General features: G+C 62.1%; 24 protein-coding genes. 13 read left to right on the top strand and 11 right to left on the bottom strand.

What is annotated here, in order from left to right:
• Positions 1–68: 68 nt before the first annotated feature.
• Positions 69–392, top strand: coding sequence for a thioredoxin (gene trxA / locus AC0L3L_RS08755; RefSeq protein ID WP_027152031.1), 324 nt, complete (start codon positions 69–71; stop codon positions 390–392).
• Between the two features lie 225 nt (positions 393–617).
• On the top strand, positions 618–899 hold the full coding sequence (locus AC0L3L_RS08750) for a cupin domain-containing protein (protein WP_065011517.1): 282 nt from the start codon (positions 618–620) through the stop codon (positions 897–899).
• Between the two features lie 41 nt (positions 900–940).
• Here the strand turns inward: AC0L3L_RS08750 and AC0L3L_RS08745 are convergent, their stop codons facing one another.
• The 6 genes from AC0L3L_RS08745 to AC0L3L_RS08720 all read right to left on the bottom strand — a co-directional run bounded on the left by AC0L3L_RS08745 (position 941) and on the right by AC0L3L_RS08720 (position 6,620).
• Positions 941–1,360 carry a VOC family protein gene (locus tag AC0L3L_RS08745; protein ID WP_473637267.1) on the bottom strand — a complete coding sequence of 140 codons (420 nt, stop codon included), beginning with the start codon at positions 1,358–1,360 and terminating at the stop codon, positions 941–943.
• 63 nt (positions 1,361–1,423) lie between these two features.
• A complete protein-coding gene (locus AC0L3L_RS08740) occupies positions 1,424–2,749 on the bottom strand; it encodes a bifunctional folylpolyglutamate synthase/dihydrofolate synthase (RefSeq protein WP_473637266.1) in 1,326 nt (441 codons plus the stop codon).
• A 62-nt stretch (positions 2,750–2,811) separates the two neighbouring features.
• Positions 2,812–3,738, bottom strand: a complete 927-nt coding sequence (gene accD, locus AC0L3L_RS08735; protein WP_473637265.1) for an acetyl-CoA carboxylase, carboxyltransferase subunit beta — start codon at positions 3,736–3,738, stop codon at positions 2,812–2,814.
• A 95-nt stretch (positions 3,739–3,833) separates the two neighbouring features.
• Positions 3,834–4,673, bottom strand: coding sequence for a tryptophan synthase subunit alpha (gene trpA / locus AC0L3L_RS08730; RefSeq protein ID WP_473637264.1), 840 nt, complete (start codon positions 4,671–4,673; stop codon positions 3,834–3,836).
• 2 nt (positions 4,674–4,675) lie between these two features.
• Positions 4,676–5,926, bottom strand: a complete 1,251-nt coding sequence (trpB, locus tag AC0L3L_RS08725; RefSeq protein WP_473637263.1) for a tryptophan synthase subunit beta — start codon at positions 5,924–5,926, stop codon at positions 4,676–4,678.
• A gap of 34 nt (positions 5,927–5,960) precedes the next feature.
• A complete protein-coding gene (locus AC0L3L_RS08720; protein ID WP_473637262.1) occupies positions 5,961–6,620 on the bottom strand; it encodes a phosphoribosylanthranilate isomerase in 660 nt (219 codons plus the stop codon).
• Positions 6,621–6,729: 109 nt separating this feature from the next.
• Here AC0L3L_RS08720 and AC0L3L_RS08715 point away from each other — a divergent pair, with 109 nt between their 5' ends.
• Complete coding sequence (locus AC0L3L_RS08715; RefSeq protein WP_473484435.1) at positions 6,730–6,948, top strand: hypothetical protein; 219 nt, start codon at positions 6,730–6,732, stop codon at positions 6,946–6,948.
• Positions 6,949–7,193: 245 nt separating this feature from the next.
• Here the strand turns inward: AC0L3L_RS08715 and AC0L3L_RS08710 are convergent, their stop codons facing one another.
• The 3 genes from AC0L3L_RS08710 to AC0L3L_RS08700 all read right to left on the bottom strand — a co-directional run bounded on the left by AC0L3L_RS08710 (position 7,194) and on the right by AC0L3L_RS08700 (position 9,239).
• Positions 7,194–7,952, bottom strand: coding sequence for a M48 family metallopeptidase (locus tag AC0L3L_RS08710; protein WP_473637261.1), 759 nt, complete (start codon positions 7,950–7,952; stop codon positions 7,194–7,196).
• A 98-nt stretch (positions 7,953–8,050) separates the two neighbouring features.
• Positions 8,051–8,539: a DUF2852 domain-containing protein gene (locus tag AC0L3L_RS08705; protein WP_473637260.1), complete on the bottom strand. Its 489-nt coding sequence runs from the start codon at positions 8,537–8,539 to the stop codon at positions 8,051–8,053.
• A gap of 235 nt (positions 8,540–8,774) precedes the next feature.
• The gene (locus tag AC0L3L_RS08700) at positions 8,775–9,239 is read right to left on the bottom strand and encodes an Lrp/AsnC family transcriptional regulator (RefSeq protein ID WP_473637259.1); all 465 of its coding nucleotides are present in this window, start codon (positions 9,237–9,239) and stop codon (positions 8,775–8,777) included.
• A gap of 171 nt (positions 9,240–9,410) precedes the next feature.
• Between AC0L3L_RS08700 and AC0L3L_RS08695 the strand changes: the two genes are divergently transcribed.
• Complete coding sequence (locus tag AC0L3L_RS08695) at positions 9,411–10,424, top strand: 1-aminocyclopropane-1-carboxylate deaminase (RefSeq protein ID WP_473637258.1); 1,014 nt, start codon at positions 9,411–9,413, stop codon at positions 10,422–10,424.
• Between the two features lie 108 nt (positions 10,425–10,532).
• Here the strand turns inward: AC0L3L_RS08695 and AC0L3L_RS08690 are convergent, their stop codons facing one another.
• Positions 10,533–11,309, bottom strand: coding sequence for an alpha/beta hydrolase (locus AC0L3L_RS08690; protein ID WP_473637257.1), 777 nt, complete (start codon positions 11,307–11,309; stop codon positions 10,533–10,535).
• A gap of 211 nt (positions 11,310–11,520) precedes the next feature.
• On the opposite strand from AC0L3L_RS08690, the gene infC reads away from it, so the two are divergent.
• From infC to pheT, 7 genes are all read left to right on the top strand, one after another.
• Positions 11,521–12,057, top strand: a complete 537-nt coding sequence (gene infC / locus AC0L3L_RS08685) for a translation initiation factor IF-3 (protein WP_077374810.1) — start codon at positions 11,521–11,523, stop codon at positions 12,055–12,057.
• Between the two features lie 232 nt (positions 12,058–12,289).
• A complete protein-coding gene (locus AC0L3L_RS08680) occupies positions 12,290–12,946 on the top strand; it encodes a methyltransferase family protein (protein WP_473637256.1) in 657 nt (218 codons plus the stop codon).
• Positions 12,947–13,217: 271 nt separating this feature from the next.
• Complete coding sequence (gene rpmI / locus AC0L3L_RS08675) at positions 13,218–13,421, top strand: 50S ribosomal protein L35 (protein ID WP_006201248.1); 204 nt, start codon at positions 13,218–13,220, stop codon at positions 13,419–13,421.
• Positions 13,422–13,459: 38 nt separating this feature from the next.
• Positions 13,460–13,861, top strand: a complete 402-nt coding sequence (gene rplT, locus AC0L3L_RS08670; protein WP_473637255.1) for a 50S ribosomal protein L20 — start codon at positions 13,460–13,462, stop codon at positions 13,859–13,861.
• A 124-nt stretch (positions 13,862–13,985) separates the two neighbouring features.
• Positions 13,986–15,089, top strand: a complete 1,104-nt coding sequence (gene pheS, locus AC0L3L_RS08665) for a phenylalanine--tRNA ligase subunit alpha (protein ID WP_473637254.1) — start codon at positions 13,986–13,988, stop codon at positions 15,087–15,089.
• On the top strand, positions 15,086–15,511 hold the full coding sequence (locus AC0L3L_RS08660; RefSeq protein WP_473637253.1) for a GFA family protein: 426 nt from the start codon (positions 15,086–15,088) through the stop codon (positions 15,509–15,511). The genes pheS and AC0L3L_RS08660 overlap by 4 nt, the downstream gene beginning before the upstream one ends.
• A complete protein-coding gene (gene pheT, locus AC0L3L_RS08655; RefSeq protein WP_473637252.1) occupies positions 15,508–17,916 on the top strand; it encodes a phenylalanine--tRNA ligase subunit beta in 2,409 nt (802 codons plus the stop codon). Before AC0L3L_RS08660 ends, pheT begins: the two co-directional genes overlap by 4 nt.
• Positions 17,917–18,088: 172 nt before the next feature.
• Here the strand turns inward: pheT and AC0L3L_RS08650 are convergent, their stop codons facing one another.
• Entirely contained in the window at positions 18,089–19,084 is a 996-nt protein-coding gene (locus AC0L3L_RS08650; RefSeq protein ID WP_473527123.1) for an aldo/keto reductase, read from the bottom strand.
• A gap of 96 nt (positions 19,085–19,180) precedes the next feature.
• On the opposite strand from AC0L3L_RS08650, the gene AC0L3L_RS08645 reads away from it, so the two are divergent.
• The gene (locus AC0L3L_RS08645; protein WP_473484418.1) at positions 19,181–20,071 is read left to right on the top strand and encodes a LysR family transcriptional regulator; all 891 of its coding nucleotides are present in this window, start codon (positions 19,181–19,183) and stop codon (positions 20,069–20,071) included.
• A gap of 192 nt (positions 20,072–20,263) precedes the next feature.
• A complete protein-coding gene (locus AC0L3L_RS08640) occupies positions 20,264–20,842 on the top strand; it encodes a cytochrome b (RefSeq protein ID WP_473484416.1) in 579 nt (192 codons plus the stop codon).
• Positions 20,843–20,883 lie beyond the last annotated feature (41 nt).

Here is a 20,883-nt window from a genome sequence, read left to right as displayed (position 1 = left end):
GGCTGCTTGAAGAAGGGCGCGACCACCACCACATTTGGTGCGACAATAACTCTCGAAAGGATTTTCGCATGGCCACCGTCAAGGTCGACAAGAGCAATTTCCAGACCGATGTGCTTGATGCCAAGGAGCCGGTCGTGGTCGATTTCTGGGCGGAGTGGTGCGGGCCGTGCAAGATGATCGCGCCGGCGCTGGAAGACATCGCCATCGAACTCGGCAGCAAGGTCAAGATTGCCAAGCTCAATATTGACGAGAATCCCGAGCTTGCCGCGCAGTTCGGCGTGCGTTCGATCCCGACGCTGATGATCTTCAAGGGCGGCGAAATGGCCGACATGAAGGTCGGCGCCGCGCCGAAGACAGCGCTGTCGCACTGGATCAATGGCAATCTCGCTTGATCCGACCCTGAATCTCTGCATTCAAGCCCGGCCTCGCGCCGGGCTTTTTCGTGGCGTCATCTACAGCGCCGCGCGTCCTCTTGGACGCGCAAAGGACGCTGTAGGACTTGATCTTGCGCATGACCCAGAAAATCGAATCCGATTTTCTGGGTCATGCGCTGGTCCGCCCTGGCACTCGCCACTTGCCGCCTCATGCTCTTGTCTGGCTTAAAGCAGGAGAACGACATGACCGGATCCGCCAAGGCCACCGTCTTCATCGACAATGAGCGCGTCATCGTCACCGAATACCGCTTCGCCCCAGGCGACAACACCGGCTGGCACCGTCATGGCCACGATTATGTCATCGTGCCGCTGATGGACGGCAAGCTCAAGCTCCTGACCAAGGACGGCGAATCCTTCGCCGAAATGAAGAAGGGGGCGCCCTATTTCCGCAAGGAGGGCGTGGAGCATGACGTCATCAATGCTAATGAAGGCGAGTACGCCTTCATCGAGATCGAGCTGAAGTAATCCACCAAGGCCGTCTCAGGCCGCCAGGGCTGGAGGCGCGGTCACCAATCCGCGATACGATCGCCTCCGACGAACTGTGCACTTTTCTCGGTATATTCAAACAGTTCTATCTTCACGTCGTTAGGATCGCGAATCCATGCCTGGTAGGTATCATCGCACGCGTGTTTCTTTGAAGTGATATCAACGCCTTTCGACCTTACGTGGGCGATCGCGGCGTCAATGTTTTCCACTTCGAGGCAGAAGTGGTTGATCTGGTTCAAGTCGCTATAGCTGGCCTCATCTTTCTGGAACACCTCGATGTGGCTGCGGCTGCCGCAATTGAGGTAGAAACCGAAAATCTTGCCGTCGCGCAGGAAGTTGAACTGGGTGTCCATGCCGAGGACGTCCCGATAGAAGCTTCGCGTCACTTCGAGGTCATCCGCGAAGATGCAAACGTGAGCGAACTGCTTTACCTTGATCATGACTGGCTCCTCGCGGTGGATCCGACGAAGTCCGGCGTCATCGTGGCCTGGTGAACGCGCGCCTCAAGCCGGCGGCGTGCCGTTTTCGGCCAGCACCGCGCCGGCCAGATAGAGCGAGCCGCTGATCAGGATGCGCGGCGGCGGTCCGTCCCATGTGTCGCGCAGCAGCATCAGCGCATTGGCGACGGAGCTGACCGGTTCGGCCGACAGGCCGGCTTCGACGGCGCGGATCGCCAGTTCGTCATTCGGCACGCTGGCCTCGCTGAGGCTCACCGGTACCGTGTAGACATGCCGCACCAGGCCCTTGAAGGCGCGGAAATAGCCGCTCTGGTCCTTGGTGTTGATCATGCCGGAAATCAGAAACAGCGGCCGCGGGTTCTTTTCCTCCTGCTCGGCAAGTGCTTCGGCGACGACCACGCCGGCGCCCGGATTGTGGCCGCCGTCGAGCCAGATGTCGGCGCCCTTCGGCGCCAGTTCCGTCAGCCTGCCTTGCGGCAACTTCTGCATCCGCCCCGGCCAGCTGACATTGGCCATCGCCTTGTCGGCGACGCGATGGCTGATCTCGAAGCCCGCCGCCTTGACCGCCGCAATCGCTGCCGCCGCATTGGCGAACTGGTGGCGCCCGGGCAGGCGCGGTGGCGACAGGTCCATCAATCCGTCTTCGTCCTGATAGACCATCCGGCCGTTCTCCTCGAAGGCGAGGAAATCCTGGCCATAGACGAAGGCGGGACAGTCGAGCCGCTCGGCGGTTTCGATAAGCACCTGCAGCGCCGTCTCGCTTTCCTGCGCGCCGATGACCACCGGGCAACCGCGCTTGATGATGCCGGCCTTTTCGGCGGCGATCAGTTCGACACGGTCGCCGAGATAGGATTCGTGGTCGAGCGAGACCGGCATGATCACCGACACCGCCGGCTCGCTGATGACATTGGTGGCGTCGAAGCGGCCGCCGAGACCGACCTCGATGATGACGGCATCTGCCGGATGTTCGGAAAACAGCAGGAAGGTGACGGCGGTGAGGATTTCGAAGACGGTGATCTTCTGGCCTTCATTGGCTTTGGCGACGCGGGCGATAGCGTCGGCGAAGACCTTGTCCTCGACCAGCCTGCCGCCGCCATCGGCGGCCAGCCGGTAGCGCTCATGCCAGTTCACCAGATGTGGCGATGTGTGGACATGGACGCGGTGGCCGGACGCTTCGAGCAGCGCCCGCGAAAACGCGGCGCAGGAGCCCTTGCCGTTGGTGCCGGCGATATGGATGACCGGCGGCAGATGGTCCTGCGGCTTGCCAAGCCGCTCCAGCAGCCGCGAAATGCGGTCGAGCGAAAGATCGAAGCCCTTCGGATGAAGCGACATAAGGCTTTCGATTTCGCGGTCGGCGGCAAGCGTGGTCATGAGAGAATCCTAGGCGCGCCACAGATGGCGCGCAATCGCGGTTCGCGACGACGGATGTCGCGTCAGGCTTGCGGGCGTGCTTCCGCCGGGAGCGCGATCGGCGGCAGGATTTCCGGCTCCAGCGGCTTTTCTTCTTCCGGCAGCTTGAGCAGCATTTTCAGGAGCCGCGCGATCGTCTGGCGCATCTCCAGCCGCGACACCACCATGTCGACCATGCCGTGCTCCATCAGATACTCGGAGCGCTGGAAGCCGTCGGGCAGTTTTTCCCGGATGGTCTGCTCGATGACGCGCGGCCCGGCAAAGCCGATCAGCGCGCCGGGTTCGGCGATGTGCACGTCGCCCAGCATGGCGTAAGAGGCGGTGACGCCGCCGGTGGTCGGGTTGGTCAGGACGACAATATAGGGAAGACCGGCTTCCTTCAGTCGATCGACGCCGATCGTGGTTCTCGGCAACTGCATGAGCGACAGGATGCCTTCCTGCATGCGGGCGCCGCCGGAGGCCGCGAACAGGATCAGCGGCCGCTTGCGTTGCACTGCGACCTCGAAGCCACGAACGATGGCGTCGCCGGCGGCCATGCCGAGCGAGCCACCCATGAAGGCGAAGTCCTGCACGGTCACCACCACCGGCAGGCCCTGGACGGTCCCCAGCGCATTGATGATCGCGTCCTCCAGCCCGGTCTTGGCCTTGGCGTCCTTCAGCCGGTCGGTGTAGCGCTTCTCGTCGCGGAATTTCAGCGGATCCTGCACCACCTTGGGGTTTTCGAGCATCTCGTACTTGCCGTCGTCGAAGAAGAATCTCAGCCGCTCCTTGGCCGAGATCTTCATGTGATGGCCGGAGGACGGGATGACGAACTGGTTCTGCTCCAGATCCTTGTGGAAGACCATCTCGCCGGTCTCCGGATCCTTGATCCAGAGATTCTCAGGCATGTCGGTGCGCCGGCCGAGCATCGAATTGATCTTCGGGCGAACGTAGTTGGTGATCCAGTTCATCGCTTCGGCTCCTGTCCTGACGAAGAGTTAGACCATGATCCCGAAAAGTGGAAACCGGTTTTCGGTGGAGATCATGGTCAACCAGAAGATCAAGACTATTCGACGGTAGCAAGGCGGGCCGCGCGCACGCCTTGCGAAAGCCCGCTGACCAGCGTGGCGACCGCCTCGGCCGGGTCGGCGGTCTTTTCGCCATTCGGCCCCAGCACATTGGCGACGGCATTGACGATCGCGGTGCCGACGACGACGCCGTCGGCCGACGCCCCGATGATGCGCGCCTGTTCGGCGGTCTTGACGCCGAAGCCGACGCAGACCGGCAGGTCGGTATGACCCTTGATGCGCCTGACCGCCGCCGCCACCTTGCCAGTGTCGGCAAGCGCCGAGCCGGTGATGCCGGTCATCGACACGTAGTAGACGAAGCCGGAGGTGTTCTGCAGCACCTTGGGCAGGCGCTTGTCGTTGGTGGTCGGCGTCGCCAGCCGGATGAAATTGATGCCGGCCTTCAGCGCCGGAATGCAAAGCTCCTCATCCATTTCCGGCGGCAGGTCGACGACGATCAGCCCGTCGATGCCGCTGGCCAGCGCATCCCTGAGGAAGCGGTCGACGCCGTGGATGTAGATCGGATTGTAGTAGCCCATCAAAACGATCGGCGTTTCATTGTCGGTGGCACGAAATTCCGAAGCCATCTTCAGCGTCTTGACCAGCGTCTGGCCGCCTTTCAGCGCGCGCAGGCCGGCCGCCTGGATCGCCGGGCCGTCGGCCATCGGATCGGAAAACGGCATGCCCATTTCGATGATGTCGGCGCCTGCCTTGGGTAGCGCCTTCATGATCGACAAAGCGGTGTCATAGTCCGGGTCGCCGCTCATGAAATAGGTGACAAGTGCCGGGCGGCCTTCGGCCTTCAGCTTGGCCATGCGGCGGTCGATGCGGGTGGTCATGATCAGATCTCCATGCCCAGCATATTGGCCACCGTATGCACATCCTTGTCGCCGCGGCCGGACAGGTTGACGATGACGATCTGGTCCTTGTCCATGGCGGGCACGATCTTCACCGCATGCGCAATGGCATGGGCGGATTCGAGCGCCGGAATGATGCCTTCGACGCGTGTCGTCAGCTGGAACGCCTCCAGCGCCTCGTCATCGAGAACAGGCACATAGTCGACGCGGCCCGAGTCGCGCAGCCAGGAATGCTCCGGCCCGACGCCCGGATAATCGAGGCCGGCCGAAATCGAATGCCCGTCCATGATCTGCCCGTCGGCGTTCTGCAGGAGATAGGTGCGGTTGCCGTGCAGCACGCCGGGCGCGCCGGCGTTCATCGAGGCGCAATGTTCGATGCCGTCGAGGCCGCGGCCGCCGGCCTCGATGCCGATGATCTTTACGCTGCGGTCGTCGAGGAACGGGTGAAAAAGGCCGATGGCGTTCGAGCCGCCGCCGACGGCGGCGATGATGGTGTCCGGCAGCCGGCCTTCCTGTTCGAGGATCTGGGCGCGCGCCTCAATGCCGATCACTGACTGGAAGTCGCGCACCAGCTCCGGATAGGGGTGCGGGCCGGCGGCAGTGCCGATCAGGTAATAGGTGTCCTCGACATTGGTCACCCAATCCCGGAGAGCTTCGTTCATGGCGTCCTTGAGCGTGCCGTGACCAGCAGTGACCGGCCGCACCTCGGCGCCGAGCAGCTTCATCCGGAAGACGTTCGGGCTTTGCCGGGCGACGTCGGTAGCGCCCATATAGACGACACACGGAAAGCCGAAACGCGCCGCCACGGTGGCCGACGCCACGCCATGCTGGCCGGCGCCGGTCTCGGCGATGATACGCTTCTTGCCCATGCGCTTGGCCAGCAGGATTTGGCCGAGGCAGTTGTTGATCTTGTGCGAGCCGGTGTGGTTCAAATCCTCGCGCTTGAAATAGACCTTTGCGCCGCCCCCAAGACCCTTCGCCGAGGAAACCTCGCGAAGATGCCTGGTCAGGCCTTCGGCGAAATAAAGCTTCGACGGCCGCCCGGCATAGTGGGTCGAAAGGTCAGTCAGTTCGGCCTTGAAATCCGGATCGTCCTTGACTTCTTTCCAGTGCCGCTCCAGGTCGAGGATCAGCGGCATCAACGTTTCGGCAACGAAACGACCGCCGAAGATGCCGAACATGCCCTGCTCGTCGGGTCCGGTGCGGAAGGAATTGGGTATCGCCGGCTTGTTCATCGCCGATCTCCTAGCTTGCGGTTTGAAGCACGGGTCAGGCGGCGCGGTTGTCGCGTGCTGCCTTGACGGCCCGTAAAAACTGTTCGATCAGCGCCGGATCCTTGACGCCCGGTCCGCTTTCCACGCCCGAGGAAATGTCTAGTCCAGGCGGGTTGGCAAGCCGAAGGGCATCGCCGACATTGGCGGCGTTGAGCCCACCGGAAAGCATGTAATCGACGCCTACGTCAAGGCCGGCCAGAACGCGCCAGTCGAAGGCAATGCCGTTGCCGCCCGGCAGTTCCGAATCTTCCGGCGGCTTGGCGTCGAACAGGAAACGGTCGGCAATGCCGACGAAGGGTCTTATCCGCTCCAGGTCGGCAGCCTCGCTGACCGGCAGCGCCTTCATCACCGGCAGGCGATAGCGGGCCTTGATCTCGGCCACCCGCTCCGGCGTTTCCGAGCCATGCAGCTGCAGCATGTCGGGCTGCATTTTTTCGACGATTTCATCCAGGAGCGCATCACCGGCGTCGACCGTCACGGCAACCGCCTTGGCCTTGCCGGTCGCCGCTTCACGCAAGCGGCCGGCTTCCGCCGGCTCGATATAGCGCGGGCTTTTGGCAAAGAAAATAAAGCCGACATGGCTGGCGCCGCCGGCCAATGCCGCGGCCAACGCCTTGTCGGTCTTCAATCCGCATATCTTGATGTCGAGCGCCATGGCGCGGGATTGGCACGAAACGGCAAAAGAGTCGAGAAAAAGCGCATGTTTGCCACCAGCGCGGAACGCGCTACCTTACTCCAGATAATACAGGCGGGAGCAAACAAGCATGGCAGACGAAACCGTCGCCCAACTCAGGCAGAAGGTCGCGCAGGCCCGCGAGGTCATTGCTCATCTGATGGACAAGGCCGCCTTCAACGGCGCCGAGGCACACCGCGCGCTCGACTATTTCAGCAACGACGCGTTCAAGAAGGACTTCCTGCCATGGCCGCGCCATACCGACGAGGGGCTGCGTCCTGAGGAGTTGAATGCGGCGAATGATGACTGACCGGCAGTGCAGAACCTATTGATGCCGGCGGGACAGCGCCCCCTCTGTCCTGCCGGACATCTCCCCCACTTGGGGCACTTGGGGGGAGATCGGACGTCACGCCGGCTTTCGCCAATCTCCACCCGTCGCAGGAGTCAGCGAGACGCTGAAGCTGGCAATCTCCCCCCTCGTGGGGGAGATGTCCGGCAGGACAGAGGGGGGCGCGAAGGATCGCTACAGTTTTTATTCCGCTCCCTACAAGCACCCTACTCGAACATGATCGCTTGCAGCGCGCCGCCATTGCGCTTGAGCCAGTCCTTGCAGCGCTCGGTGTCGGGGCAGAGATGCTCGCACAATTTCCAGAATTTCGGGCCGTGGTTCATCTCCTTGAGATGCGCCACCTCATGCGCGACGAGATAATTTATGACCGGTCGCGGCGCCATCATGATGCGCCAGGAGAACGACAGATTGCCGTCGGAGGTGCACGATCCCCAACGGCTCGACGTGTCCTTGAAGCGGATCGCCTTGGCGCGCTTGCCGATCGTCCCGGTGTGCTTGACCACCAACCGCTCTATCTCGCGCTTGGCTTCGCGCTTGAGAAAATCGGCGATGCGGCGCGGCAGGTGCACGCGCTCGCCATGCACGATCATCAGCGGACCGCGTTCGTCGCACGACAGCGTGACGGTACCGCGTTTCGAGGGCTCATGAACAATGCGATGCGGCACGCCGCGTACCGGTATTTTGATACCGGGCCGCACCTGCGGGCGGTTGGGCACCTTGGCCAGCCGCTGTTCCAGCCAGTCCTGATGGCGGTCGAGGAATTTTTCCACCTCGCCACGGCGCAGGCCCGGCGGCACGGTGATGCGCAAGCCGCGGCCGCCGGAATCGATCCGCAGCGTCAGGCGCCGCGCGCGGTCGCTCTCGACGATTTTGAGTGGCAGCGTGCGGCCGGCAACACAATGCTCTCGCTCCACGACGGGGGCGGGCCTGGGTTTGGTCAGGTTGCGGAAGAAGCCGAATGACATGGCGGGACGATACGTGATTCGAGGAAAACGAATAGAACAAAAAAGAAACGGCGCCGCTGACGCGACGCCGTTTTTGATTATTTATCGGGGCAAGGCTCTTACTCGTCCAGTAGGCCTGGCGTGGATTTGCCACCGCGTTTGCCGGTCCCTCTCGAGCCGGTCGATCCACCTGTTGTAGGCGACGTCGACTTGTTGCGGTTCGCCATGAAGCGGTCGAACTCTTCCTGGTCCTTGGCGCGACGCAATTCCCTGGCATATTCGTCGAACTCGCTCAACATCTCGTCGAGCTTGCGGCGCTCTTCATTGAGCCGCTCAAGTTCCCTTTCGCGCCAGTCGTCGAAAGCGACGTTGCCGGTGCGGGCGGAGCCGTGGCCCCAGCGCGCCGCTCTGTCAGAACCGCGGCGGCAGCCGGCGAAGATGCCGTCGGTCGCGCGGTTGACGTCGCGCTTGAAGCCTTCAAGCCGGTCGCCCCAGATGATGTAGGCGAGCATGGCGAGGCCGAGCGGCCAGAACACCATAAAGCCGATCACCATCAGTGCGATGGTCGCCGGCGTCCAGGCCGGACGGATCAATGCAGATGTGTTCATTTTCTCCCAATCCTTCAGTTGGAGACAGCCAATCCCGGCTGCGTGGAATCGAAATGGGAAGGGAAAAACGGCTATTCAAGACAGTCACAGCCAAAACCGGACAAACATTTGAAATGATTATCGCTTTTTAAGCGTTTCAAGGGAAAGAACGACCAGGCCGGCAAGCAAGGTGGCCGACGGTTCTGCAGCGAAAGTCCGGCGCCGGTGCGTTGACTTGATGCTTCGGATGTCCGTTTCAAAAATCCAGGGGTGCGTTATCGACGACCTCTTTCATCACGAAGAAGGTTCTCGTCTGGCGAACGCCGGGCAATGCGATCAACTGGCCTCCGTGAATTCGGTTGAAATCCGCCATGTCGCCGACCCTGATCTTCAGAAAATAGTCGAAGTCGCCCGCCACCAGATGGCAGTCGAGGATGAATTTCAGTTTCGCGACGGCCTTCTCGAAATCCGCGAAACTCTCCGGGGTCGAGCGGTCGAGGACGACGCCAACCATCACCAGCGCGCCTCTGTCGACCTTCTGCGGTATCACCACCGCCCTGACATGGCTGATGTAGCCTTCATCGAACAAGCGCTGCGTGCGGCGGTGGCACGTCGCCGGGCTGACAGCGACCGACTGCGCCAGCTCTGCATTGGTCAGTCGTCCGTTGTCCTGGAGCAGGCGCAACATTTTCAGGTTGATCCGGTCGAGCGGTGCGCGCATGGAAGATTCTTCCGATATTGGAGTTGAAAATTGAAGCTATATGACAATTCCGCGCTGTTAGGCGATGCCTCGAACATTTTAGGTCCGATCTTTGAGAGCACCTTTCAAGGCAAAGATGATAGTGTTCACCGCATCACGTCGCAATGAACAGGAACAAGAGAGGGCACTCTCATGCTCGAGAAATTCGAACGCTATCCGCTCACCTTCGGGCCGACCCATATCGAGAAACTGGAGCGGCTCGGCGCTCACCTCGGCGGGAAGGTCGATCTCTACGCCAAGCGAGAGGATTGCAATTCCGGCCTCGCCTTCGGCGGCAACAAATTGCGCAAGCTCGAATACATCATCCCGGACGCGATCGCCTCAAACGCCGACACGCTGGTCTCGATCGGCGGCGTTCAATCCAACCATACGCGCATGGTGGCTGCCGTCGCGGCGAAGATCGGCATGAAATGCCGCCTCGTGCAGGAAAGCTGGGTACCCCATGAAGATGCCATCTACGATCGCGTCGGCAACATCCTTTTGAGCCGGATTATGGGCGCTGATGTCCAGATGGTCGATGAGGGCTTCGATATCGGAATTAGGGAAAGCTGGGAGCAGGCGATCGCGGATGTGAAGGCGAAGGGTGGCAAGCCTTATCCGATTCCGGCCGGGGCTTCGGTGCATAAATATGGCGGCTTGGGTTATGTCGGCTTCGCCGAGGAGGTCCGCGCGCAGGAGAAGGAACTCGGCTTTGCCTTCGACTACATCGTCGTTTGTACCGTCACCGGTTCAACTCATGCTGGCATGCTGGTCGGCTTCGCCAAGGACGGCCGCGAACGCAACGTGATCGGCATCGACGCATCCTGCACCCCGGCGCAGACCAAGGCGCAGGTACTCAACATTGCGCAGAACACCGCGACGCTGGTCGAACTCGGCAAGGAGCTCAATGAGGATGATGTCGTCCTGATCGAGGATTATGCCTACCCGGCCTACGGCGTCCCCTCGCAGGAGACGAAGGAAGCAATCCGTCTCTGCGCGCGCCTCGAAGGCATGATCACGGATCCGGTCTATGAGGGAAAATCCATGCAGGGCACGATCGATCTCGTGAAGAAGGGTTATTTTCCCAAGGGATCCAAGGTGCTCTACGCCCACCTCGGCGGTGCTCCAGCCATCAACGGATATGCCTATACATTCCGCAACGGCTGAATGCTTTTTAGTTGCAGCACGTATCCCTCTGACGACATCCGCGTCCGCCGGCAGACAGGGCAGGATTCCAGGAGGGCTGCAGCCGGCCGCGACGAATGCGCATGTCTCTTAGCCTGCCTGCCGCACCATGGCGTCGACCGCCCGCACCAGCATGTCGAGGTCTTGAGGCCGCGACAGGCGGTGGTCGCCGTCGGGGATCAGTGACAGCGTGACGTCGTCGGCCGGCAGCAGGCCGACCAGTTTCAGCGCATGGCTCGGCGGCACGTCTGCATCGGCCAGCCCTTGCAATATGTGGACGGGGCAATGGGTGTCGATCGGCCCGTTCATTGTCAGGTTGTTGCGGCCGTCCTCGATCAGCGCTCGGGTGTAGATGTAAGGCTCGGCCGAATAGTCCGACGGCTCCTCGAAATAACCCTTTTTGGCAAGATCGCGCTTCTGCGCTTTGGTCAGCGCCGGCTCGACCAGCTCTGCGGTGAAATCCGGCGCCGGCGCCAGAAGCACCAGGCCGGCGATGCGGTTCTCGTCCGACTTGTGCAATTCTTGGCGCAATTCCTGGACCATGCGTAGCGCTATCCATGCGCCCATCGACGAGCCCACCAGGATTTGCCTGCCTAGCGTGAAATGGTGGAAGACGGCGAGGCTTTGCGAAAGCCATTTCGAGACGGTGCCATCGGCAAAGGCGCCGCCCGATTCGCCATGACCGGAATAGTCGTGGCGCAGGAATGCCCGGCCTTGTCCGCTCGCCCATTCCGCCAGCTTCTCGGCCTTGGTGCCCAGCATGTCCGACTTGTAGCCGCCGAGCCAGACGATGCCTGGCGCGGCACCCGCAGCGCGCCTGACAGCAATGCTGGTTCCGTCGACATCGAGAAAAACCGGTGCGGTCATGGCTCACTCCTCACGCAGGTCTTTTGACACAGCTGGCGGTTCAACGAAAAGTGCTCGGCAACTTTCTTCGTTTGGTACAGGCTGAAGTCAGGGAACAGGGTGATTTCCTGTGAACGCTGTGCTATTGACTCCGGCCGCGCGCTCACCACATTGGCGCGTTCGCAATCTGAATTGAAAACCCTGAACGAAACGGCTCAAGGAGACCACGACCATTCGCAGACCTTTCAAAGCAACGGCGCCCACCAAGGAGGGCCCGCGCTCCAACCGTGACATCCGGGTTCCCCGGGTCCAACTTATCGACGCCGAAGGCCACAACCATGGCGATGTCTCCATCAACGACGCATTGCTGCTCGCCGAAGAGGCTGGGCTCGATCTGGTCGAGATATCGCCCAACGCAGTGCCGCCCGTCGTAAAAATTCTCGATCTCGGCAAGCTGAAATACGCCAACCAGAAGAAGGCGGCTGAGGCGCGCAAGAACCAGAAGGTCATCGAGATCAAGGAGATCAAGATGCGCCCGAACATCGACAGCCATGATTACGAGACCAAGATGAAAGCGGTCCGGCGGTTTTTCGAGGAAGGTGACAAGGTCAAGCTGACATTGCGCTTTCGCGGCCGCGAGATGGCGCATATGGAACTCGGCATGCAGCTTCTGAACAAAGTTCGCGAGGAAGTGGCGCCGATCGCCAAGGTCGAAGCTGAGCCGAAGCTCGAAGGCCGCCAGATGATGATGGTGCTGGCGCCCCGCTAAAGCGCGCTGGGCGTGAAGGGGATAATACGGCGCGCTTTAAGCTTTGTTTTGTGCGCGTCGTTGTCCCAAAACCTCTGCGCACCTCGGGTCAAGGCCGTGGGCAGGCTTTTGGGCGACATGCATTAAATTCGCCTGAATCATCTTGCAAGGCGTCCCGGCGATCGGCGGGGCGCCTGTTTTCTTGGCCAGACCCTGCGATCGCTGGCGAAATTCCTCGACGATCGGATCCCAAATGCTCAATGAAGTCAAATCGGCGCCGGCCGGACAAGCGCAGGCCAGGCGTGCGCTGGGCAGATATCAGCACGCGCGCAGGATGGTGCTCGCCGCCCTCGTGGTCGTCATGTTCGCGGCGCTGCTGTTTGGCCAATCTGCTTTTCCTCCCGAAAGCGTGCCGCACGAAACGATCGAAATGGTCGGCCTCCTGCTGATCTTTCTCGGCATTGTCGGGCGCTTGTGGTCGACGCTCTATATCGGCGGACGCAAATCCTCCGAGGTGGTTACCGGCGGACCCTATTCGATCACCCGCAATCCGCTCTATGTCTTCTCCTCGATAGCTGCCGGCGGCGTCGGCGCGCAGATGGGCTCGATCACTGCGGCGATCAGCTTCGCGGTGATTTGCGCCGCCGCTTTTCACGTCGTGATCCTGCGCGAAGAGCAGTTCCTGAAGGAGGCCTTCGGAACTCCATTCCAGGCCTATATGGCGCGGGTGCCGCGCTTCTTCCCGAAGCTTTCGCTGTATCAGGAAGGCGATACCGGCAGCTTCAAGCCGCGCCTGCTGCGGACGACGCTGCTGGACGGACTGGTGTTCCTCATTGCCCTGCCGTTTTTCGAATCGATCGACGGCGCCCAACAATCGGGCATACTGCCGGTGCTGTTCCGTTTCCCATAGGCAAGATCCCGAACCGAAGGTCCGCGACGGCCAAAGTGGGAACCGGTTTTGCTGCGCTGACCTCCAGTTCGGAAAAGTCATGCGACCCGACACTGGACAGAGCGTCGCATCCTTGCAGGTGTTGCGCGCCGGCCCGCTTTGACGTATAGCACCGCCGTTCCCAAAAACCGCCCGGCAGGGCATGCCGTGGCGGTTTCACTTGCTTTTCGGGCTTTGGTCGGCCCGAAGCGAACAAAAAGCGCGATGATGCGCACATAAACGGAGTAGCAAAATGCCCAAGATGAAGACCAAGTCAGCCGCCAAGAAGCGGTTCAAGATTACAGGTACGGGTAAAGTCCTGTCGGCTGCGGCCGGCAAGCGTCACGGCATGATCAAGCGTTCCAACAAGTTCATTCGAAATGCCCGCGGCACGATGGTTCTGGCTGAACCGGATGGCAAGAAGGTCATCAAGAATTTTCTGCCGAACGGCCTCTAAGGCATTCGGTCTGGACAAATTTTTAAGGAGATCATGACATGGCACGCGTAAAAAGAGGCGTCACCTCGCACGCCAAGCACAAGAAGGTCCTGAAAGCCGCCAAGGGTTTCTATGGCCGCCGCAAGAACACCATCCGCATCGCCAAGCAGGCGGTGGAAAAGTCGCTGCAGTATGCCTACCGCGACCGCAAGAACCGCAAGCGTTCGTTCCGCGCTCTGTGGATCCAGCGCATCAATGCCGCGACCCACGAGCATGGCCTGACCTATGGCCGGTTCATTGACGGCCTCAACAAGGCCGGCGTCGAGATCGATCGCAAGATCCTGTCGGACATGGCCATCCACGAGCCGCAGGCATTTGCCGCACTTGTTGCCAAGGCCAAGGTCGCGCTCGAATACCTCAAGAACACCACCCCGAACGCTTTTGAAAGCGCTGTAGCCTAACCAGCGCCTTCCCAAGCACTTCGACACTTGATTTGGGAAACCCGCGCTGGCAGGGCTGGCGCGGGTTTTTCTTTGTGACGCGATGTAAGTCAGCGATGACTTAATCTTTGAACTGGTAGCTGCGATGAACATCACTTTAAACGATCGGAATATCGACGCCCTCGAAACTGCATTGATGGCGGAGATTGCGGGTGCGGCGGATGAGCACGAGATCGAAGCCGTTCGCATCTCGGCGCTGGGCAAGAAAGGCTCGGTCTCGGAGTTGTTGAAATCGCTGGGAGGGATGTCGCAGGAACAGCGTCAAATTTTTGGCCCCGAGGTCAATGGCCTCAAGAACCGCATCACCGAGGCGCTTACCGCTCGGCGCGCCGAGCTGAAGGGTGTGGCGATCGCGGCACGGCTCGCGGCGGAAAAGGTTGACGTCACATTGCCGGTGCGGCAATCGCCGGCCGAGCGCGGCCGCATCCATCCGATCAGCCAGGTCAGCGACGAGATTGCCGCGATCTTCGGCGACCTCGGCTTTGCCATCGCCGAAGGCCCCGATATCGAGACCGATTATTACAACTTCACCGCGCTGAATTTCCCGGAAGGCCATCCGGCGCGTGAGATGCACGACACCTTCTTCTTCCAGCCGGACGAGAAGGGCGAGCGCAAGCTTTTGCGCACCCACACCTCGCCGGTGCAGATCCGCACCATGGAGGCGCAGAAGCCGCCGATCCGCATCGTCATTCCCGGAAAAACCTACCGGCAGGATTCCGATGCCACGCACTCGCCGATGTTCCACCAGGTCGAAGGGCTGGTGATCGACAGATCAGCCAACGTCGCCAACATGAAATGGGTGCTGGAGGAGTTCTGCAAGGCCTTCTTCGAGGTGCCGCAGGTTAAGATGCGCTTCCGGCCGAGCTTCTTCCCGTTCACCGAACCCAGCATGGAGGTCGACATCCAGTGCGACCGTTCGCGGCCGGGCGAGGTGCGCTTCGGCGAAGGCTCCGACTGGATGGAGATCCTCGGCTGCGGCATGGTCCACCCCAATGTGCTGAGATATGGCGGGCTCGATCCCGACGAGTATCAGGGCTTTGCCTGGGGCATGGGCATCGATCGCATCGCCATGCTGAAATACGGCATGCCGGACCTGCGCGCCTTCTTCGACGCCGATGTGCGCTGGCTGTCGCATTACGGTTTCCGGCCGCTTGACATGCCGACGCTATTCGGGGGCTTGAGCGCATGACAGCGGCCCATACCGGCGGCTGCCGCTGCGGCGCCGTGCGGTTCGAGGCTTCGGCCGAACCGCACCATGTCAGCTATTGCCATTGCGGCGATTGCCGGCGGGCCAGCGGTGCGCCGGTGTCTGCTTTCGTCGGCTTCCTGACCGAGCAGGTCGCTTTTACGGGCAAGGCGCTGAAGATGTTCGAGAACGGACCGGTGACGCGCTCCTTTTGCGGCATCTGCGGCTCGCCGATCGCCTATGTCGACGAGCGGCTGGCCGACCACGTTTATTTCATGCTCGGCGCCATGGACATGCCGGCCTATTTCAAACCGACGCACCATGCCCATGTGCGCGAGCAACTGCCCTTCCTGCACATGCCGGACGACTTGCCACGCCATTTGAAGACCAGCGTGCCCAGACCATCAGAGGGAACACAGTCATGAAACTCACCCTCTCCTGGCTCAAGGATCACCTCGAGACCGATGCCTCGCTGGCCGAGATCGTCGAGCGGCTGACCTCGATCGGCCTCGAAGTCGAGCATGTCGATGACAGATCGAGCATAAAACCCTTCGTCATCGCCAGGGTGCTGACGGCGGAACAGCATCCCGACGCCGACCGGCTGCGCGTGCTGACGGTCGATACCGGCGACGGCAAGGCCCCAGTGCAGGTCGTCTGCGGTGCGCCGAACGCCCGCGCGGGCCTGATCGGCGCCTTTGCAGCACCTGGCACCTATATTCCCGGCATCGACGTGACGCTGACGGTCGGCAAGATCAGGGGCGTCGAAAGCCATGGCATGATGTGCTCCGAGCGCGAGCTGGAACTTTCGGAAGAGCATGACGGCATCATCGATCTGCCGGAGGATGCGCCGGTCGGCACCAGCTTCGCCGCCTATGCGCATCTCGACGACCCGTTGATCGAGATCAATTTGACGCCGAACCGGCCGGATGCGACCAGTGTCTACGGCATCGCTCGCGATCTGGCGGCCAGCGGCCTCGGCCGACTCGTCGGCGGAGCAATCATGCCGCATGCCGGCAGCGGCATGTGCCCGGTCAAGGTGACGATCGAGGCGCCGGAGCTCTGCCCCGGTTTTGCGCTGCGCCTGGTGCGCGGCGTGAAAAACCGCCCGTCGCCGAAATGGCTGCAGCAAAGGCTGATCGCCATTGGGCTTCGGCCGATCAGCGCGCTGGTCGACATCACCAATTTCGTCACCTTCGATCGCGGCCGGCCCTTGCATGTGTTCGACGCGAACAAGGTCGCCGGCAACCTTACCGTGCGCCGGGCGCGCGACGGCGAAAAGGTGCTGGCGCTCGACGGCCGCGAATACACGCTGACGCCTGACATGTGCGTGATAGCAGACCAGGACGGCGTCGAATCCATCGCCGGCATCATGGGCGGCGAGCATTCCGGCTGTGACGAGAACACCACCGACGTGCTGATCGAATCCGCACTTTGGGATCCGATCACCACGGCCCGCACCGGCCGCACGCTCGGCATCATCAGCGATGCACGCTACCGCTTCGAGCGCGGCGTCGACCCTGAATTCATGGTGCCAGGCGTGGAACTGGCGACCAAGCTGGTGCTGGATTTCTGCGGCGGCACGCCGACCGAAATCGAGGTGGCCGGCTATGGCGGCCACAAACCCAAGATCGTGTCCTTCCCACTGTCGGAAGTGAAGCGGCTGACCGGCATAGAGGTGCCCAGGGACGAGAGCCTCGACATCCTTTCGCGCCTCGGCTTCAAGCCGCAAGGCGCGGGCGATGTCGTCAATGTGGCGGTGCCGTCGTGGCGGCCGGATGTCGATGGCAAGGCCGACCTGGTCGAGGAGGTGATGCGCATCCATGGCGTCGACAACATCGCTCCGCAGCCGCTTGGTTCTCACGATGCGGTCAACGCAAAAATCCTGACGACGCTGCAGGTCCGCACCCGCGCTGCCAAGCGGGCGCTGGCGGTGCGCGGCATGATGGAGGCCGTCACCTGGTCGTTCATTCCGGCAAAACATGCCGAACTGTTCGGCGGCGGCCAGACAGCACTCAAGCTCGCCAACCCGATCGCTGCCGACATGTCCGACATGCGGCCATCGCTGCTGCCGGGCCTGATCGCCGCCGCGCAGCGCAATGCCGACAAGGGCATCGGCGATGTCGCGCTGTTCGAAGTGTCCGGCACCTATGAGGGCGATGCGGCCGACCAGCAGCGGCGCGTCGCCGCCGGCGTGCGGCGCGGCACGGCCAAGCTCGACGGTTCCGGCCGTCATTGGGCCGGCAATGCCGGTTCGGTCGGGGTGTTCGACGCCAAAGCCGACGCGATCGCAGCACTTGAAGCCTGCGGCGCGCCGGTCGACCGGCTGCAGATCGAGGCCGGCGGCCCGGCCTGGTATCATCCCGGCCGTTCCGGCACGATCAAGCTCGGGCCTAAAGTCGTTCTCGGCACGTTCGGCGAATTCCACCCGAAGACGCTGGAGGAACTGGACGTCTCCGGGCCGCTCTGCGGCTTCGAGGTTTTCGTCGATGCCGTGCCCGAGCCGAAGGCCAAGCCGACGCGGACCAAGCCGAGACTGGAACTGTCCGCCTTCCAGGCGGTCAAGCGCGATTTCGCCTTCGTCGTCGACAAGGCGGTCGAAGCCGGCACACTGACCCGCGCAGCCAGTGCCGCCGACAGGAAACTGATCACCAACGTCTCGGTCTTCGATGTTTTCGAAGGTGCCGCACTCGGCGCAGCCAAGAAATCGATCGCCATTGAAGTATCGATCCAGCCGGTCGAAAAGACGCTGACCGACGAGGATTTCGAGGCGCTGGCAAAGCGCATCGTCGAGAATGTGCATAAGCAGACCGGTGGCGTGCTACGGGCGTGACGGCTGCGGGCACATGGCGATCACTGTTGTGCCGTGGTGAGCCTATCTCCGCAGAAGTTGGCAGGACAGAGGGGGTGTCTCACGCCCACGTCTTGCAATTATTTTTGCATTGCGCGGCGCTCGAAAAAGGGGCGCCGAAACGCCCCGTTTCGATTACTCCGTCGATCACCGTTCACCCATTGACCAGCGCCAGCAGCTCTTCAGTGTAGCGCTTGCCGACGACCTTCTCCGGCGACAGGGCGTCGCCAATCGCCGCCACTTCCGCCTGGCTCAGCGCAATCTGTGCCGCTGCCGCATTTTGTTCCAGATGGCGGATTTTTCGCGCGCCGGGGATCGGCACGATGAAATCGCCCTGATGCAGCACCCAGGCGAGCGCCAGCTGCGCCGGCGTCACGCCCTTCTCCGCAGCCATTGTCTCCAGCGTCGCGATAACAGCCGCATTGGCCGCCATGGCGTCGGCCTGGAAGCGCGGTAGTCCACGCCGCCAGTCGTCGGCTCCGAGCACCTCGGGCTTGGCGATCGTGCCGGTCAGCAGGCCGCGGCCGAGCGGGCTGTAGGGGACAAAGCCGATGCCGAGCTCGCGGCAGACGGCAAACACCTCTTCTTCCGGATCGCGGCTCCACAGCGAATATTCGCTCTGCACGGCTGATATCGGATGCACCGAATGCGCCCGGCGAATGGTCGCCGCACTCGCCTCCGACAGGCCGAGCGCGCGCACCTTGCCCTCGCGCACCAGCTCGGCCATGGCGCCGACCGTATCCTCGATCGGCACATTGGGATCGACGCGATGCTGGTAGTACAGGTCGATCACCTCGGTGCCCAGCCGCTTCAGCGACGCTTCGGCGACCGCCTTGACGTGCTCGGGGCGGCTGTCGACACCCGCCATGCGCTCGACGCCGTTGCCTTCTTCGAGAATCTTGAAGCCGAATTTCGTCGCGATCGTCACTTGGTCGCGCACCGGCTTCAGCGCCTTGCCGAGCAGGATCTCGTTCTCGTAAGGGCCATAGACCTCGGCCGTGTCGAAGAAATTGACGCCGATCTCGACGGCGCGGTGCAGCGTGGCAATCGACGCCTTCTCTTCCTGGCCGCCATAGACGAAGCTCATCCCCATGCAGCCGAGGCCGACCGGATAGACTTCGAGTTCAGTTCCAAGCTTGCGGGTTTGCATCACGAGTCTCCTTGTTGTGATGCGACGGAAATAGCGTCTTGCATCGCGTTCGATAATCGGCTCTCATTTGCACGGGCTGTTCCAAGAAATAGATCAATGACGCGAACCCATCTTTCCCAGCTTGCGGTGCTGGCAACCGTCGCCCAGTGCGGCAGCTTTCGCGGCGCGGCCAGGGAACTCGCCATCGCGCCATCGGCGGTCAGCCATGCGGTGTCCAGCCTGGAGGCACGTCTCGGCGTGCGGCTCCTGGCGCGCAGCACGCGCAGTGTCGCCCCGACCGAGGAGGGCGCGCAGCTGCTCGAGCGGCTGAGACCGGCGCTGTCGGAGATCGATCTGGCCCTGGAAGCGGCGGTCGAGGCGCGCGACCGGCCGGCCGGCAATCTTCGGCTGACCGTGCCGCGCACCGCCGCGCATCTGGCGCTGACGCCGCGGCTCGGCGCCTTTGCATCGGCCTATCCGGACATCGTGCTGGAGATCGTCATCGAAGACCGCTTCACCGATGTGGTCGAAGGCGGCTTCGACGCCGGCGTCCGGCTCGGCGAGAGCCTGCAGCGCGACATGATCGCGGTGCGCGTCGGGCCAAACCTTCGCGGCGCCGTCGTCGGCGCGCCATCCTATTTCGCAACCATGCCCAGACCGCGCCATCCGCACGATCTCGCCGGTCACCGCTGCCTCCGCTTCCGCTTCTCCAGCGGCATTCTCTACCGCTGGGAATTCGAGAAGGACGGCGAGGAGATCGAGCTGGCGGTGCAAGGGCCGCTGATCCTCGACGAGGACCATCTTATCGCCAATGCGGCGATCGACGGCGCCGGCCTCGCCTTCGTATTCGAGGATTATGTTCGCGATGCCATTGCCGACGGCAAGCTCATTCGCGTGCTGGAGGACTGGTGCCCGCCCTTCGACGGTTTTTTCGTCTACTATCCGAGCCGCCGCCAGATGCGGCCGGCGCTGCGAGCCTTCGTCGATTTCTTCAAGATGAGCGGGTAAGCCACCCCCCTTGTGGGGAGGGTCGGCTCACAGTCGAAGCGAAGCGGAGGCTGCGAGACGGGGTGGGGGTAGCGCCCTACGAGATCCCGCTTCGCAAAAGCTGCTTGGCGGCATTTGCTGCGCGACCCTCCCCACAAGGGTCCCACAAGGGGGAGGGTGGAAGAAGGCGGCCCCGGCCATCGTTCACTTCCCATGCCCATATGGATCACAAACTCTGCGACCCGCTACGGCTGGGCGGCAATCGTCCTTCACTGGCTGATCGCCGCGATCTTCATCGGCCAGTTCGTGCTCGGCTTTGTTATGATGCGGGTGTCCAGCCAGCGCACCGCCTTCGAACTGATTCAGCTGCACAAATCCTTCGGCTTTCTGCTGCTCGGGCTGGTGATCCTGCGCATTGCCTGGCGGCTCGGCAATGCGGTGCCGGCGCTGCCGCGCTCGGTCGGGCCGTTAGAGCGCCGCGTGGCGCCGCTCGTCCATTTTGCGCTCTACGTGTTTCAGCTTGCGCTGCCTCTGTCCGGCTGGGCACTGGTATCAGTGTCGATGCTGGAGATACCGAGCGTGCCGTTCAACCTGTTCGTCATGCCGGACCTGCCACTCGCGGAATCGGACCCGGCGGAAAGCTTCTGGACCTCGGCGCATTGGTATCTCGCCTATGCCGGCATCGGACTTGTCGCCCTGCATTTCGCCGCGGCGCTGCGCCATCATTTCTGGCTGAAGGACGTAGTACTGACGCGCATGATCACGCCTTCGTCGGATCACAGCGCGGAATAGAGCAGGCGGCTCATTCGTTAATAGGGCGAGGGCGCTAAAAA

Source organism: Mesorhizobium sp. WSM4849 (genome assembly GCF_055811385.1).
This window is presented reverse-complemented; position numbering and strand designations above follow the sequence as displayed.